Genomic DNA, 16,597 nt, shown 5'->3' with positions numbered 1-16,597 from the left:
GAGAAAGCAGGTTTAGAACTTGGGACTATAGAAACGGGACAATCGTTTCCTTTTCTATCATTTTCTGAATATTTCTTCACACTCAGGAAATGTATGGTATATTGGTTTGTGAAAGCGTTTGCACTAATCAGCGTGCATCGCACTCAGATACCTATTAAAGGAGGAGAATGATTTGAGGATAAGGAGACAGTGGTGGAAAGTTGTCATCAGCGTCGTACTTGTGTTTTTGTTGGCGGTTCCGACATCTTTTTCGTCGGTCAGTTCAACGAAGACTTTTGCGGAAACAAATGAAACCGTTACCATTCATTACAAACGTTTAGATGGAAATTATGAAGGATGGGGCTTGCACTTATGGAATCAGGACGGTTCCAATCCTGCGATTGAACAAGGGACGGATTGGTCGGACCCGGTGGAGTTTACGAATGAAACTGACTTCGGCATGTCCGTGGAGATCCCGGTCATCGACATCAAGAACGGATTGAACTTCATCGTACATAAGGGAGATATGAAAGATACTCCGAATGACAGAAGTTTTCCAACGACAGGTGAAACAGAATTCTGGCTGGTCCAAGGTAAGGAGGAAGTCTATTTGGAAGAACCCGTGTTGACCACTTACGTAGAGTCGGCGAAAATCAAGAACGACACGCTCATTTCAGCGAAGATGAGCCAGGTTGAGGAAAGTGCGGATCGTTCCGATTTTGTGCTTAAGGGAGCGGATGGAGAACGTGTCGAGATTGCGTCTGCTGAGGTGGATGGACAAGACGTTCGCCTTCAAACGACAGAAGCTCTCGATCTCACTCAAACGTACACAATCCAGTATGGAGAAGAAGAAACGAAGGTGATTGTCGACTGGAAGCTGATGGATGAAAGGTTCGCTTATGATGGGGACGACCTCGGAGCGACGTTAAACGACGATGGTACAGCTGAACTGAAGCTTTGGTCTCCGATCGCAACCGACGTTTCTGTCGTCCTTTATGATAAAGACGATCAGTATGAAGTCGTGAATCATGACATCGCTATGGAAAAAGGGGAGAATGGCGTCTGGTCTGTGACGCTGGATGAATCGAATACAGGAATCAAAGACCTCAACAGCTACTATTATCAATACAAAATCGAAGCTTATGGCGAAGAAAAGCTTGCTCTCGATCCTTATGCCAAATCCATGGCGGCTTCGAACAATGAGGATAACGATGATGTAGGAAAAGCGGCGATTGTCGATCCTTCTGACATCGGGCCAAAACTTGATTTTGCCAAAATCAAAGGCTATGAAAAGCGTGAAGATGCGATCATTTGGGAAGCACACGTACGCGACTTCACTTCTGATCCAAGTATCGAAGGGGAATTGAATTCGCAGTTCGGCACGTTCGATGCTTTTGTAGAAAAGCTCGATTATGTGCAAGAACTTGGTGTGACGCACATCCAATTGCTGCCTGTCATGAAGTACTATTTTGGTGACGAGCTCGACAGCAGCACACGTGAGCGTGAGTATTCCTCTTCAGGAAACAATTACAACTGGGGCTATGACCCTCACAGCTACTTCGCTCTTTCCGGCATGTATTCCGAGCGTCCGGAAGATCCGGAAGAAAGAATCAAAGAGTTCAAGCAGTTGATCAAGGAAATTCACAAACGCAAGATGGGCGTCATATTGGATGTCGTGTATAACCACACAGCCAAAGTGAGCATTCTGGAAGACCTTGTCCCGAACTATTATCATTTCATGGACGAGGAAGGAAATACCAAAACAGGTTACGGCGGAGGAAAAGTAGGGACGACGCACGAAATGTCCCGCAAGCTTATGGTCGATTCCATCGAATACTGGGTGGATGAATTCAAAGTGGACGGATTCCGCTTCGACTTGATGGGTGACTTGGATGCCGAAAGTGTCCAAGCCGCATACGATGCCGCGGAAGCTTTAAACCCTGACATTCTGATGCTCGGAGAAGGTTGGAGAACATATGCCGGTGATAACGGTGGAGAAGGTGTTCAACCTGCCGACCAGGATTGGATGGATGAAACGGACGGAGCCGCGGTCTTTTCTGATGAAATCAGGAATGAACTGAAATCCGGTTTCGGAAGTGAAGGGGAACCGCGTTTCATCACGGGCGGCGCTCGTAACATTGATACCATTTTCAACAACATCAAAGGACAGCCTGGAAATGTGACGGAAGATGACCCGGGCGATATCGTGCAGTACATCGCAGCGCATGACAACTTGACGCTTCATGATGTCATCGCACAGTCGATTAAAAAAGATCCGGCGAAGCATGAAGAAGAAATCCAAAAGCGGATCCGCCTCGGTAATTCTATGATTCTGACAAGCCAGGGAATCTCCTTCCTTCATGCCGGTCAGGAATACGGCCGCACGAAGCAGTGGAAAGGTGATGGCGTTCCAGAAGCGAAGTCCACATATATGGTCGATGAAAACGGGAACCCGTTTGAGGATCCTTACTTCATCCATGATTCCTACGATTCTACCGATGTGATCAATCAGTTCGACTGGCAGGCTGTATCACAGCCGAGTATCCAACAGGAAACGATGGAATATACCAAAGGCTTGATCGAACTGAGACGCTGGACAGATGCTTTCCGCCTCGGCTCTGAAGAAGCGGTCGAAGAAAACGTAACGCTTTTGGATGCACCTGAAATCCAGGAGACGGACTTGATGCTTGCTTATAAAGCGGTCGATCCTGGCAAGAAAGCGAAAGGTAGCTACTACGTGTTCATCAACGCCGATGACAAAGAACGTACGTTGACGCTTGATGCTGATTTGAAAAAAGGAAAAGTGCTCGTCGACAATGACGAAGCTGGACGTAAAAAAGTGAAAGATCCATCCGGTTTCGAGCTAAGCAAGGATGGGATTACCATCGATCCATTGACGACGGTTGTCATTCATACGAAATAAAGAGAAACCAGCTCCTTTTCTGAGGAGCTGGTTTTTTAATCCGTATTCGAAAGTGACTTAACGGAGGGCGATAGTGTCCTAACGATAAGCCAAAGTGCCCTAACGCCACCTCAAAGGGACTTAACGATCAAGAAGCGGACTTTTCCCTATGCTGCGCAGGCTTCTTTTTCGCCTCCTGCACAATGATCACCGATAAAAGGACGAGCACGACCCCTGCATATTGATAGATCGTCATGATCTCCGCATAAACGAAGTAACCAACGAGCGTCGCGACGACCGGTTCGATGGTGGCTACGATGGAAGCCCGGCTCGACTCCACATGCTCGAGGCCTATCGTGTATAGGAGGAATGGCAAAACGGTCGAGATAAGTCCCAAACCGAGAACGAGCAGCCAGACGCGGATGTCAGTCAGGATAGCCGCATTGTTCCATAGACGGCTGAAAGGAACCACCGCAAAGGTTGCAAAAACAAAAGTATATAAGGTCACCGTCAATGAAGGATACTTTTTCAAAACGACCTTCCCGAAAATGCTGTAGAGAGCGTAAAACAGTCCGGAGCCAAGTCCGAATAAAAGGCCGGCCAGTGACAAGGAGGCTTGAAGTTCCGGAAGTAATCCGATGACGAATGTACATCCGATAAAAGTTGTAAAAAGAGCGATCAGCTTTCGCCCTGTCCAAGCTTCTTTGAAGAATATCCTTGAAAAAATAGTCACGAATACAGGCGCTGTATAAAGGAGGACGAAGGCGATCGACATCGAAGTCGCTTCGATCGCGCTGAACAGGCACCAGTTGAACAAGGCGATGCTGATGACCCCTGTTCCGAAAAAATAGCGCGAGTCTGCTGGTTTTATTTTCAAAAGCTTTCTATTGGAAACGAGGATGCAGCTGAACAGCATGATCATCGCCGAAGTCACTCGGAGAGCGACGACTTGAATGGGGGACAACCCATACTCGTACAATTCGTTTACAAACAGACCGATGATGCCCCACAGGGATGCGCCAAGAAATATCATGATAAACGCACGGTTTCTCGTCATCCGATCCCTCCTTCATACGTGAATTTCCGTCTATTATACAAAAATTTAGAAAGGTTTGAATATAGTTGTTGCAAAAAAATAGGAATTCTTGTTTGATAGAGGGTAAGGATGAAATCGAAACACAAGGGGATGGGACTATGAATCCAGTAATGCGAGACGTCAAAACACACATAGAAACAGAACGGCTGATCCTGAAAATGCCGGAGCCCGGAGATGGAACAGCGGTCAATGCAGCGATTCAAAGATCTGTGAATGAACTGAAACCATGGCTCGGATTCGTTCAGGAAACGCCGACCGTCGAAGACACAGAATCAAACGCAAGGGAAGCGCATGCGAAATTTTTGCTGCGGCAGAATTTAAGGTATCTCGTTTTTCTGAAAGAGGACCGGACGTTCGTCGGTTCGACAGGTTTTCATCGAATGGACTGGGACGTGCCGAAGTTTGAACTTGGGTACTGGATGGATACGGCCCACAGTGGAAAAGGATACATGCGGGAAGCGGTGGAGGCATTGACGGCGTACGCGTTGAATGATTTAGGAGGAGCACGGGTGGAAATCCGCTGCGAATCTGAAAATAAAAGAAGCCGCGCCATTCCGGAATCGCTCGGTTTCGAATTGGAAGGAACCCTTCGCAACGACGATCTCTCTGTCGATGGAAAGCGATTAACCGATACGTGCATCTATGCCAAAGTCCGTGAAAAAGGGGCGTGATCCTGTGTATGACGTGACGATCATTGGTGCCGGCGTCAGTGGTGTGTTCCTTGCTTATACGTTGGCTAAGGAACATCCGGATTTGAACATCCATGTAATCGATAAAGGAAAGCCCCTGGCTGAACGGACGTGTGGATTACACCAGGAAGCGTGCACTTGTGAAGGTCCGTGCGATCGGTACGTAGGATTTGCAGGACTCGGAAAATCAGAAGGGAAATTCAATTATACGAACGACTTCGGTGGACAGCTCGGAAGGAAGATCGGTGAAAAGGCAACACTTGCGCTCATGGACGAAGTGGATGACCTTTTATGCTCCTATGGAGGTGGCCTTGTAGAGAAATACAGTACTAAAAATGGAAATCTTTCCAAGAAAGCAGCGGAGCACTCCTTACGAGTTTTTTCAACAGAAGTGCGGCATTTGGGGACACGGCTCGCTCGTCGGATTTTTCAAAGCATGTACGAGGATATGTATGCACAGATGACCTTCACTTTCGAAGCAGATGTTACAAGTGTCACAAAAGAAGAAGGTTTGTTTTCGATCGATACAAATCACGGACGGTTCCAAAGCAGGAAGGTTGTCTTCGCTACAGGCATGAGTGGGAGTGACTGGCTGAAATCCATGACAGCAGAATTAGGATTGAAGGCGGGGGAGACACGCTTGGATCTAGGGGTACGAGTGGAGATGCGCGGCAATCAGCTCAATGCCATCCTTCAGGAAACGTTTGAAACGAAGCTGCATTACATAACCGAACGCTTCTCCGCGACCACTTACTGCATGAATCCACATGGAAGAATCATACGCAAGTATCAGCATGGTCTGGTGATGCCGGATGGACAGAATCAGAACGAAGAAGAACCGAGTCATAATTTGAATTTTACCCTTTTCGTTCCGCGGCACTTTAAAAATCAAGCGGAGGCCATGGCAGAAGCCCATCATGTGATTGGCGGTATCAATCAAGGGCAGGGCAGGATTGTGGCGCAAAAGTTAGGAGATTTATTGGAGGGAAAACCGTCGGACCATCTTTCCGAAGGTGTTATTCAACCCTCGCTTGAAGCAGAAGCGGGAGATCTATGCAAAGAAGTTCCGCCCCTTTATATAGAGGCACTGCTTGAGTTTTTTGAAGCGTTGGAAGGGCTGCTTGGCGAGGAGATCAATCGGGATACCATCCTTTATGGGGTGGACAGTAAATTTTATGAAGCGAAGATTTTTACGGATGAGCATTTTGAAACCGAGCTGTCAGGTTTGTACTTGATCGGGGACTGTTCCGGGGAAACGCATTCCCTGTCTCAAGCGGCCGCGAGCGGAATTTACTTAGCCCGCATGATAGCTTAGCCTTTTACAATGAGGCTAAGCTATTTTCAACGGCTAGGATCGCTTCTCTCACCTGCGTTTGATCATGAATTCCCATAAGGTGGATCGATTCACTTGGACGTGTGGAATAGTAGGAAATGGTCTCTATATCCTCCGTTGAATCAGCATCCAGATCCTTCAGTGATAAAGGCAGCCGCATGGATTTGTAAAAAGGAATCAGCTGCTTTATTTGTTCTGTTTTTCCTTCGAGTGCCAATTGGACGAGAATGCCGTAAGCTACTTTCTCTCCATGCAAAAACATATGAGTCCCCGGCACTTTGGTCAGCCCATTGTGGATGGAGTGCGCACCGGATATTCTTCCGTAACCATCACCAAATCCTCCGACCATACCTCCTGCCATTATGATCGTTTCAGCGACACGTGTGAAGGCGGACGTGCAATGACCTTTTTCATTGGCATGCACGGCATCTTTTCCTTCCTGGAATAGAATGTCTCTACACAGTTTTGCAGCATGAAGTGCCATTTCTAAAGGGACAGGCTTTTCTTTTATATGTCTTGTCAAAACATCAGCTTCATACCATTTGGCAATCGTATCTCCAATTCCCGCACGGAGATATTCGACGGGAGCATGAACGAGCATGTCAGGGTCTACGATGACCATGTATGTACTTCTTTTGAATATCGTATATTCAATGAAATTGCCATTTTCATCATAAAACACACTCAACGGTGTCCAGGCTGCACAATTGGATACGAGTGTAGGGATCAGGATGACTGGAAGATCAAGCGCCTCGCCGCACGCTTTAGTGAGGTCGAGAATTTTTCCGCCTCCGACGCCGATCAGGACGTTCGTAATAGGAGAGACGTTTTCCTTGATCCTTTCCACTTCCTGATGGGTACATTCCCCGTCATACGAAATGGTTCCCATGCTAAACGGAAATTCCGGCATATATGATTCGGCCATGGCCCATGAATCCTTCCCGTGGATGATGGTCCCATGTTTGAACGGCTCATCTTTGATAAGTTCTGGTAATTCTTTCAGTATACCGGGTTCACACTTGTAAAAGTTCGGAGATCCTTGAACATTTATAGACTCCATCTCAATCCCCCTTTCAAGATATGCCCATTATTATCCATACCTTAAAATCGAATGTCAATGTTGAAAAAATATAATTTAAAAAATTGAGAAAATTATTTACAAACCCTTTCACATGCGTTAAAGTGTTAAAACATAAACGAAAATTCTTATCGAGAGTGATGGAGGGAAAAGGCCCGTAGATATCACAGCAACCTTCCATATGGAGTGGTGCTACATCCTGCAGAATGTTCCTATTCTGGGAGATAAGAGTTTGGCAGTCTTTCATGCGAAACTCTCTCCCGTAAAGGGCGGGAGTTTTTTTGTTGGAACTTATATTATCAGGGAGGAAGCCGATGATTTCATTGGAACAACTGAGCAAAGTCTATCAATCCAAGGGGAAAACCGTGATCGGAGTCGATGACGTCTCATTGGATATCAAGAAAGGTGAGATTTTTGGAGTCGTCGGGTACAGCGGGGCTGGGAAGAGCACCCTTTTACGATGCATGAACATTTTGGAACGCCCGACAGAAGGGAAGGTCATGGTCGATGGAATCGATCTCATGACATTGAATTCCAGGGACTTGAGGAAGGCCAGACAATCGATCGGAATGATCTTTCAAGGATTTCACCTCGCGATGGCGAAAACCGTATTGGAAAATGTGGCATTCGCTCTAAAGGCGTCCGGCGTCAACCGCCAGGAAAGAAAAAGAAGGGCACAGGAATTATTGGAGCTTGTCGGTCTCTCAGATAAAGCTGATCAGTATCCGGCCCAGTTGAGTGGAGGACAGAAGCAGAGGGTGAGCATTGCGAGAGCGCTTGCCAATGATCCTAAGGTGCTTTTGTGTGATGAAGCGACCTCAGCACTTGATCCGAATACGACGCAATCAATTTTGAACCTGTTGAAAAGGATCAATCGTGAACTCGGCCTTACCATCGTCCTGATCACCCATGAGATGGAGGTCGTCAAGGAAATCTGCGACCGTTGCGCCGTTATGGAAGACGGGAAAATTGTTGAGCAGGGTTCTACATACGAAATCTTCGCTGCTCCTGAAAACGAATTGACGAAACGCTTCATCCAAACGGTGATCGATTTCCGTATCCCGGATAAGATCCTTTCAGAAAGGAAAGGGACCATCGTACATATGACGTTCAAAGGGGACTCGGCCAACGAATCGATTGTGTCAGATCTCTTACAGGGGTATAACGTACGGGCCAATATTCTGCATGGGAAGATCGATTACATTCAAGACCAGGCTCTCGGTACCTTTGTGATGGAATTGACAGGAGAACAAAAAGTTGTCCACTGTGCCATACAAGATTTGAAAGAAAAGCTTGGAGAAGTGGAGGTGCTGCAAGATGATCGATCAGCTGATCAATCTCTGGCCAGAGCTGAATAAATCTTTTCTGGAAACACTGATCATGGTAGGCATTGGACTGGTCGTTGCTTTAATCGCAGGTCTTCCGCTCGGGCTGCTCTTGTTTGTGACGGACCGTGATTTATTTCTGGAGAATCGAACCATTAAAAGCATTGTGGGTGTTGTGGTGAACTTGATTCGTTCGGTCCCGTTCATTATTCTACTTGTCTTCTTGTTTCCTTTTACAAACTTATTAATCGGGACAACCACAGGGCCGGTTGCGGCTTCCGTAGCCCTCTCTGTAGCGGCAATTCCTTTTTACGCAAGAATTGTAGAATCATCGGCTCGCGATATTGACAAAGGGGTGATTGAAGCAGCCATTGCCTGCGGAGCTTCCCCTTGGCTGATCATCAAGGATATCATTTTTCCGGAAATTAAGCCCGGGCTGATCAGCGGTTTGACGATCACAGCTATCAGTTTAATTGGATATTCCGCCATGGCAGGAGCTATCGGAGGAGGCGGAATCGGGGACTTGGCGATTCGATATGGTTACTACCGCTACGATAACTTTGTCATGTTCACGACCGTCATCCTGCTTATTGTCCTCGTCCAAATCGTGCAATACACCGGCGATTACATTGCAAAAACTGTGAAAAAGAATTGAATCATATTTAGGAGGAACCATCATGAAAAAAATCATTTTGTTATGTGCCACTTTATTATCGATCGCATTTCTCGCTGCGTGCGGGGAGGAAGAAGAAAGTGCAGATGCTTCTGGAAAAGAAACGATCCGATTTGGAGCTACTGCCGGACCATACAGCGATATGGTCACGAAAGCGATTGCTCCACTATTAGAGGAAAAGGGATACGAAGTGACGAACAAGGAATTCACGGACTATGTCCAGCCCAACAAAGCCCTTGCCAATGGGGATTTGGATGCAAACCTTTTTCAGCATAAAATTTATTTAGAGTCGTTTGCGAAGGAAAACAACCTGGATCTATCTGAAGTTATCATTGTACCGACAGCGCCGATGGGGATCTATTCCAATACATACGAGGATATCGCAAGTATTGAAGAAGGAAGCACGATGGGAGTACCGAACGATCCGACAAACCTTGCTCGTGCATTGATTGTGCTTGAGGATGAAGGTCTTGTTGAGGTAGATGACAGTGTCGATCCATTACGCGCATCATTGAATGATATTACGAAGAATAAAAAGGATATCGAGTTTGTCGAAGTGGAAGCTGGTCAACTGCCGCGTCTAGTCGATAGCGAAGATTTGTCCATGGTTCCAGGAAACTACGCATTGGCTGCGGGAATGGATCTCCTGAATGCGCTGGCTTTGGAAGACATGCCTGATGATTACCGTAACCGTGTAGCCGTGAAGACGGAAGATCTTGATGCACAGTTTGTGAAAGATATTAAAGAAGTTGTGGAGTCAGAGGAGTTTGAAAAGATCATCGATGAAGAATTCAAAGGTTTCGGGAAACCACAGTGGATGAAAGAATAGAAAGGAAGGCTGACGTCCATTCGTCAGCCTTTTTTTATGGTAATTTCTCAATGGGGCGGGATGAATCGTAAAATACGGCACTGTAAAGCACTTATGGTTTTGACTTTTCTTCTTCTTTGATAGGTTATTATCCTCAATGATTTTATGAAAAAATTTAAAACTTTCCGTCTTTTCCTTCGTAAAGTAAATAAAGCAGTCAATAAGATACATAGTTGGAGGGGATGATGATAGGAAAGAATATCATTTGGGCAATCGTTACTGTCTTTGTCATGGTACTGATCAATTACGGAGTCGCTTCTTTTTTTAGTGGTGAATTTATTGAGTATTCCTTTTTGGTTGGCGTTGTCGTCATGACCATCGTGTGGTTCTTTAATTCAAAAGGTGGTTTCGCTTCCAATACGGTCAGGTTGGGGGTCCAGGCCCGGACTGGATTGAAGATCGAAGAGGAAAAACAGAAATTCAACCCCACAGTAGTATTTTATACCGCTATCGGATATACGCTGGTAGCACTTGTCATCACAATCATTTATTACAAAGATTATTTTACTGGTTGAACTTTTTAAAATCGAACAGTCTGGATCTATCGTTGAAGTGTAGAAAAAGAAAACGCCTGGATATTTAAATCCAAGCGTTTTTCGTTTCCTTGATTTTTTATTATCTTCAATGTAAAAGAGTTGTTGATGCTGCCAGGATAAAACTTAAAAAGGATTGGTCGCCCATTGAAGAGACTGCTTGATGAAAATACGAGGGTGTAATTTCAATTGAGAGACCATGTATTCAGCAAGGTCCTCCGGCTGCATGTACTTCTCTTTATCCTGTCCTTCCATGTCTTCGCCTAGAGCGAGTTCTGTAGCGACGAGACTCGGATTCAATGTGAAGACGCGGATGTTGTCCCTTCTCACTTCCTGCATCAAGGCTTCCATCATGCCTTGAAGTGCGAACTTTGATCCACTATAAGCCGTGGAGCCGGCGGTGCCTTTAAGGCCGCTGCTTGATGAAATATTGATGATGTCCCCTTGGTTCTTTTCCTTCATCATTGGCAGGACCGCTCTCGTGACATGATATGTACCGTATACATTCACCTCAAACGTTCGTTTCCATTCTTCTGGCTCCAGTTCAAGGAATTTTCCGTACACACCGATGCCTGCGTTGTTGATGAGAATGTCCGCTTCACCAAGCTCTTCTTTTAACTGCTGGATCGCTCTTTCTACTTGGTCGATGTCGGAAATGTCAGCGGTAGCTACAGCTGCCTGGACTCCGTAGGAACGTGCTTCCTCGGCTACGTCTTCAAGACGGCTTTCTGTCCTTGCGATCAGCCCGACATGGACTCCTTCTTTCGCCATCTGCAAAGCCGTAGCCCGTCCGATGCCGCGACCAGCTCCGGTCACATAAGCGATTTTTCCTTTGATTTCTTGTGCCATGAACTTCACTCCTTTAACTGTTCTTCATTCAAGTCTACGAGTTTCCGTTTTTGAAATCAAAAGATAGCGTCTACCACTGGGATGATTCCTTTGATAAGCTAATGGTGGGAGGGATTTTATGGAAACTTTTGTTATGTTGAGGCCCGTATTCATATTATTAGTGCTTGTATCGATTCTTGTTACGATTTTCCTCATTTTCCAGAAGGAAGAGAAGGTGAGTGGATGGACGCTCTTCTTCGTCACATCGATGAGCTTGATCATCGGGAGTGTCTGCCTTTATAGCAGTGGGTATATCGTGGATGAGTTTGGTCTGGGTGGTGATCCTGTTTCATTTTATCTGTACATCGCTTTATTCCCGGTAAGCTTATTGAATATTTTACTGTACTCCTTCAAACCCAGGCCTTTCATAGAAACTTGAGCCTTGAAATTCAATCACATATTGCCTGTGGAATTGCCTGGAAATATTAGATCATTGTTATAAAGATAGTTACAAAAAACAGCTAGTGATTTTTTATTTTTTGATGGAAGGGATTATTAATACTTTGTTTATAAAAAGGAAGATGAGTTATATATCTTGAAACTGAGTCTTCCGCAAACGGGCAGTTTAGTTGAAGACTCAGTTTCGAGATAATAATACGAAAATTGAAACTTTTCGTTTAACTGATTCGTATTCCTATGGATTGAAAAGATTACTTTATGCAGAAAAACTGGGTAGTAGCTAGCAAGGACAAACCCATATAAGAGAAATTATTTAAATTATTATCTAGAGAATTACTCTTCAATGGATTTAGTTAACCCATTATCAGTCGATAATTCTCAAGAGTGGATAAGAAATATAAAACCATGTTGTCTGTTCTTCGAAGGAGGAAGTTTATTGATTCAGTTTAAACGATTTTTTAAATATAGAGCCTTACCTTATTTTCAAATATTCCTAATTAATAGAGCAAGGGTGAAACTTCCAATCATAGCTATTACAACTGGTGCAGCACTGATAGGTTCTCCCTGGCTACCTTTCATAATAAGCTTATTGGCAAGAACTTCAGCAAAAGTTACTTGGCTTGATCAAAGCCAGGCCATAATTGCTACGTTAGTGGGACTATGTTTAATAGTTTGGGGTGTGTACCTTGCCAATAAACATATGGTAAGAATTGAACAAAATGCTACAGAAAAAACTAAGGCAATCATAAAACAATATTCAATAAACTCAAGCGAAAAAAACGAAATTTCTAAAAATCCGAAGCGTATATCTTATGTGGTTTTAGATCAACGAAAAAAGGATTTTGAAAGCGAAATCGAATGGATTAAAAGGTCTTTACTAAAGCAAAAAGGTGTTATCAAAGATGTAAATTATATTCTTGAGAGGTGGGATGAACCGACTTTGCATTATGAAGGTATTGCACACATTCCATTTGTTTTCTTACTTGGATACCAGCTGTCAGATAAACGAGATATAATATTCTCAGAATGGAACGAAAATACTCGAAAGTGGGTCTCATTACCTCAATCCGTTGACGAGTATCCTCCATTGCTACTTCATAAGAGTTTGGAGGTGGATGCTAATCAGGCATCCGATATATCTATCTGTGTTTCACTAACTGAAGAGATTTATCCTGAACAATTAAAAGGACTTAAAGTGTATGGTAAGCCCATGTATCATTTGAAATTAAGAAAATGTATGCGACATGCAATTGTATGTAAGGAACAACTAGCAGATTATACAGCAGAATTTCGATCGTTATTGGATGACATAAAAAGTGAACATCGCGAGGTCAAAACTATTCATATCTTTATTTCAGCACAAACTTCCCTCGTACATAGCTTTGGAGGAACACTTACAAGAAATGACCCTGAAGTGAGAATTTATAATTTTAATCGAGAGCGTACTATTAAATATCCGTGGGGATTAAAGATTCAAGAAACTAGTGATTCAGAAAACATTAATATGCAAATTTTTACTCAAAGTGAGGAAGAACATATACAAACTGAAAAGAAATAGAGAGGATCCTGAGGAACGAAGTCCATTAAAAATAATGCAAATAGAACAAGTAATTAGTTATACAAATTTAAATAACCTGAAAGGAGAGAAAATTATGTACGATTTAAGCTCTAAATTTAACACCTTCTACAGAAACCATGTAGTTTTATCTAATGATGAACGGTCCAACTTAGTTGAAAAGAAAAATTTGAATGTGCGAAGGTTGAAAGACGGGCTGATTGAATATAACGAAGAAAAAGGAAGAGATTACAAGTTGGCAGAAGAACCTGTCGTACAAGGAAGCGTCGCTATGTTCACTGTAACTCAAAACGAAAGCAATGATTATGATATTGATGTAGCAATTATCTTTGAAAAGGACGCAATACCATCAGGACCTATCGCTACAAAGAACTTTCTTGTGGAGGCATTAAAAAAGAAAACAACACAATTTAATGTTCAGCCAGAAGCAAAGGCCAATTGTGTTCGTATTGAATATGCCGATGGATACCATATTGATTTTGCAATTTACCGACGCTCTAAAAAAGAGGGAGAGGATGAATATACTTATGAGCATGGTGGTGGACTAGAGTGGAGAGAGAGAGACCCACGGTCCATTACAAAGTGGTTCAATCAGCAAAACAAAAACCACAATTATAGGTTGCGTGAAATCATACGCTTGCTTAAGATGTTTAGTAAATCAAGACCGGGAAATTGGAAGAAAATGCCTGGAGGTTTAATTTTAAGTGTCTTGGCAGAAGAAAAAATCCAGGAATATGAAAGAATAGATGAGCGGTTCTATTATTCCCTTAAAGAAATTAAGAATCGATTACTATGGAACAAAGAGGTCAAAAACCCTACAGATTCTTCAAAGAGCTTAAACCTCGTTAGCAGCGATAACGATAAGATGACGAATTTGTATAATCGCCTTTCTGATCAATTATCAAAACTAGACATCCTATTTGAACCGGATTGCACACATGTAAAAGCCATAGAAGCATGGGAGGGTTTTTTTAACCATTCATACTGGACAGAGCAAAAAGAATCCTTAAGTGAAGCTGGTGCATTGAAAAAAGCCCATGCGTCTTACACTTCATCACAAGAGAGTCTAAACTATCGAGAAACAGAGGAATTCATCACTCATTATTTCGGGAGTTCCCTAAAAAAATATCGCTTGGAAATTGACTGTGCAGTGACCCATAGAGGGAAGAGGATAGGGGTGCTTAGTATGATTTTGAGAAGAAGAGAACTTTTATTACCAGGCTACTCTTTAGAATTCTACATTTCTGACACAGATGTTCCTGATCCCTATAAAGTCTTTTGGAAGGTGAAAAACGAAGGAGAAGTTGCGAAAGAACAAGATAGCATTAGGGGACAAATCTTCGAGGGTGGGAAAACGCACTCTGAACCAACATCTTTTAAAGGTAACCATTATGTAGAATGTTATATTGTAAAAAGCGGGTTAGTTGAGGCAAGAAAGCGAATATCTGTGCCAATTAAAGTTTAATGAAAGAATTCGAGGTTGAAAATAAGAAAATTTAATGAGCTATCATGATATCAAGTCTTCAAGTAAAGGGGGCTTTTCCTAATTAATAAGACGCACCGGTATCACGCAAAGGCCGCGTCCATCGCGGATGACTTGCAAAGAAACTTCTAGTTATTTAGGTTGTCGCTCCGAAGGGGCTATCTCCTCAAAAACAACATCTATGTTGATTGGTGAACCCCGAGAGGTGGACGTAGATGTTTACCCTTATTCCTGTGGAGGGAAGCTGCTCATGACGGTGGGGCTTGGATTGCTAAAGCGGTAGATGATAGAGGTTGAATTTTTCATAGAGCTGTGGGACTGAATAGCGCATCCCCTGATAACAACTCCAAAGATGAGATAGGTCCTCTATTCAACCACGAAACACTGAGTCTCTTTAACAAAGTTCTCGATGTGACAACAGATAATCAAGATGAACGACGATGTGATACCTAATAGTTATTTCAAAAAAAAAAACCGGAGCGGATTCCCGTTCCGGTTTTATGCGCCCTTATCTGCTTAGAATCTACCAATTCTCTTTATTCCTTTTAATTTCATTCGAAGAGTTATAGGATAATAAAGGGAATTAACTAATCAAACAAACGAGCACTTTAGTAGTAGTAGAGCGATTCTAGGTGTCTCGAACTTTTGAGAAAAGGACAGTGTTATTTAGCGATGTCAAACCAACAAAAAAACATAAATATCACGTATTGTCGAAAGGAATATGTAAATGAAAGCCCGTAAGATTTCTAAGGATATTGTCTCGTTGACTGCTCTTTTTTCTGCTATTTTGTTTTTTTTATTAATCTTATCTGGGTTGTTTTCAATTCTCACTAGAGAAGTCATTACAGTTCAATCACTATTTGAAACTTTGGTGGCGGGTACTGTGACTGGGGTCTTTACTTATTTTGTTTGGAAGGCTACAAAGCAAAGCGCCGATATTCAAGCTAGTATGTTTGAAGAACAAATACGCGCAGTGGAGGAGCAGAAACATAAACAAACCTTAATACGTATTCAGATGCTGAATGGATTTAACAAAACCCTGGGTTCCATTGAAAGGGGAGTCCCCACTCTATATAAACAACTCGTCACGATTAGTCACTTAGAAAAATCAATTGGTCAAGTTGACAAACTTAATAAAGATTATTTTCTCTTCCATTATGGATCATTGGTGGACGATGTGATTAAATGGGTGGATGAATATGATTATTATTTCAACAACTTATATATTATTGAATTAATAAGAGAGGATTATGATAAGATACGTTCTATTGATGATTCAATTAGGGTCATCCACACACGTTTAGTGAAGCCTTATTTTGATTTTCAAGAAGGTAAGATAGACTTTAGCAGTCTTTTGATTACTATCGGAAGGACGCAGGTGTCCATTAACCACCAAATACCAATCGACCAACCTGTTCCGATAGAGCAGCCATGGTCCTCAATAATAAGAGAGTTGCAAGAAAAATGGAACGCTACAAAGGATATGTTAAAACCATAGCAGTACATGAACGACGATGTGATACCTAATAGTTATTTCATCACTTGATCTTAATTGCACAAAAGAGCAGTATGGTATCCGACCAATACCTGTACCGTTCTTATCGAGACAGCTCCCAGTTGTCAACATCATATGTGCTATAAATCCTCTTTAAAAAGTTATTGGTGCTGTTGGTGTCTTTTGTATTTCCATCACCTATATACCTAACCATTTTGGGATCTGATAATAAAGAGAATAAGTAATCGAAATCCTCATCATTGTACTTACGAAACTTTAA

The 16,597-nt window shown here is 43.0% G+C and carries 14 protein-coding genes and 1 riboswitch; of the genes, 11 read left to right on the top strand and 3 right to left on the bottom strand.

The features are described from left to right. The first annotated feature begins 172 nt into the window (after positions 1-172). The gene (locus tag DYE48_RS11790; protein ID WP_115823805.1) at positions 173-2,902 is read left to right on the top strand and encodes a pullulanase; all 2,730 of its coding nucleotides are present in this window, start codon (positions 173-175) and stop codon (positions 2,900-2,902) included. A 127-nt stretch (positions 2,903-3,029) separates the two neighbouring features. Here DYE48_RS11790 and DYE48_RS11785 read toward each other — a convergent pair whose 3' ends face one another. Beyond that, a complete protein-coding gene (locus DYE48_RS11785) occupies positions 3,030-3,938 on the bottom strand; it encodes a DMT family transporter (RefSeq protein WP_115823804.1) in 909 nt (302 codons plus the stop codon). A 137-nt stretch (positions 3,939-4,075) separates the two neighbouring features. Between DYE48_RS11785 and DYE48_RS11780 the strand changes: the two genes are divergently transcribed. Both DYE48_RS11780 and DYE48_RS11775 read left to right on the top strand, forming a co-directional pair. Then, a complete protein-coding gene (locus DYE48_RS11780) occupies positions 4,076-4,648 on the top strand; it encodes a GNAT family N-acetyltransferase (protein WP_089653077.1) in 573 nt (190 codons plus the stop codon). Positions 4,649-4,652: 4 nt separating this feature from the next. Next, the gene (locus tag DYE48_RS11775) at positions 4,653-5,981 is read left to right on the top strand and encodes an FAD-binding oxidoreductase/lyase (RefSeq protein ID WP_115823803.1); all 1,329 of its coding nucleotides are present in this window, start codon (positions 4,653-4,655) and stop codon (positions 5,979-5,981) included. 4 nt (positions 5,982-5,985) lie between these two features. Here the strand turns inward: DYE48_RS11775 and DYE48_RS11770 are convergent, their stop codons facing one another. After that, positions 5,986-7,059, bottom strand: a complete 1,074-nt coding sequence (locus DYE48_RS11770) for an iron-containing alcohol dehydrogenase family protein (protein ID WP_115823802.1) — start codon at positions 7,057-7,059, stop codon at positions 5,986-5,988. A gap of 143 nt (positions 7,060-7,202) precedes the next feature. Further along, positions 7,203-7,308: riboswitch (SAM riboswitch) on the top strand. Between the two features lie 83 nt (positions 7,309-7,391). On the opposite strand from DYE48_RS11770, the gene DYE48_RS11765 reads away from it, so the two are divergent. The 4 genes from DYE48_RS11765 (at position 7,392) to DYE48_RS11750 (ending at position 10,458) form a co-directional block, all read left to right on the top strand. Then, complete coding sequence (locus DYE48_RS11765; RefSeq protein WP_115823801.1) at positions 7,392-8,435, top strand: methionine ABC transporter ATP-binding protein; 1,044 nt, start codon at positions 7,392-7,394, stop codon at positions 8,433-8,435. Then, positions 8,395-9,057, top strand: coding sequence for a methionine ABC transporter permease (locus tag DYE48_RS11760; protein ID WP_115823800.1), 663 nt, complete (start codon positions 8,395-8,397; stop codon positions 9,055-9,057). Before DYE48_RS11765 ends, DYE48_RS11760 begins: the two co-directional genes overlap by 41 nt. Positions 9,058-9,079: 22 nt before the next feature. Continuing rightward, positions 9,080-9,904, top strand: coding sequence for a MetQ/NlpA family ABC transporter substrate-binding protein (locus DYE48_RS11755; protein ID WP_115823799.1), 825 nt, complete (start codon positions 9,080-9,082; stop codon positions 9,902-9,904). A gap of 224 nt (positions 9,905-10,128) precedes the next feature. After that, positions 10,129-10,458: a hypothetical protein gene (locus DYE48_RS11750; RefSeq protein ID WP_115823798.1), complete on the top strand. Its 330-nt coding sequence runs from the start codon at positions 10,129-10,131 to the stop codon at positions 10,456-10,458. A gap of 144 nt (positions 10,459-10,602) precedes the next feature. On the opposite strand, the gene DYE48_RS11745 is transcribed toward DYE48_RS11750, so the two are convergent. Next, on the bottom strand, positions 10,603-11,325 hold the full coding sequence (locus DYE48_RS11745; RefSeq protein WP_089653050.1) for a 3-ketoacyl-ACP reductase: 723 nt from the start codon (positions 11,323-11,325) through the stop codon (positions 10,603-10,605). A 118-nt stretch (positions 11,326-11,443) separates the two neighbouring features. On the opposite strand from DYE48_RS11745, the gene DYE48_RS11740 reads away from it, so the two are divergent. The 4 genes from DYE48_RS11740 to DYE48_RS11725 all read left to right on the top strand — a co-directional run bounded on the left by DYE48_RS11740 (position 11,444) and on the right by DYE48_RS11725 (position 16,320). Continuing rightward, positions 11,444-11,743, top strand: coding sequence for a hypothetical protein (locus DYE48_RS11740; protein WP_115823797.1), 300 nt, complete (start codon positions 11,444-11,446; stop codon positions 11,741-11,743). A gap of 456 nt (positions 11,744-12,199) precedes the next feature. Further along, positions 12,200-13,321 carry an SAVED domain-containing protein gene (locus tag DYE48_RS11735; protein ID WP_167449501.1) on the top strand — a complete coding sequence of 374 codons (1,122 nt, stop codon included), beginning with the start codon at positions 12,200-12,202 and terminating at the stop codon, positions 13,319-13,321. A 94-nt stretch (positions 13,322-13,415) separates the two neighbouring features. Further along, entirely contained in the window at positions 13,416-14,804 is a 1,389-nt protein-coding gene (locus DYE48_RS11730) for a nucleotide-binding domain-containing protein (RefSeq protein ID WP_115823795.1), read from the top strand. Positions 14,805-15,549: 745 nt separating this feature from the next. Continuing rightward, the gene (locus DYE48_RS11725) at positions 15,550-16,320 is read left to right on the top strand and encodes a hypothetical protein (RefSeq protein ID WP_115823794.1); all 771 of its coding nucleotides are present in this window, start codon (positions 15,550-15,552) and stop codon (positions 16,318-16,320) included. The last annotated feature ends 277 nt before the right edge of the window (positions 16,321-16,597 follow it).

This window comes from Halobacillus trueperi (genome assembly GCF_003386945.1).
Lineage (GTDB): Bacteria > Bacillota > Bacilli > Bacillales > Halobacillaceae > Halobacillus > Halobacillus aidingensis.
This window is presented reverse-complemented; position numbering and strand designations above follow the sequence as displayed.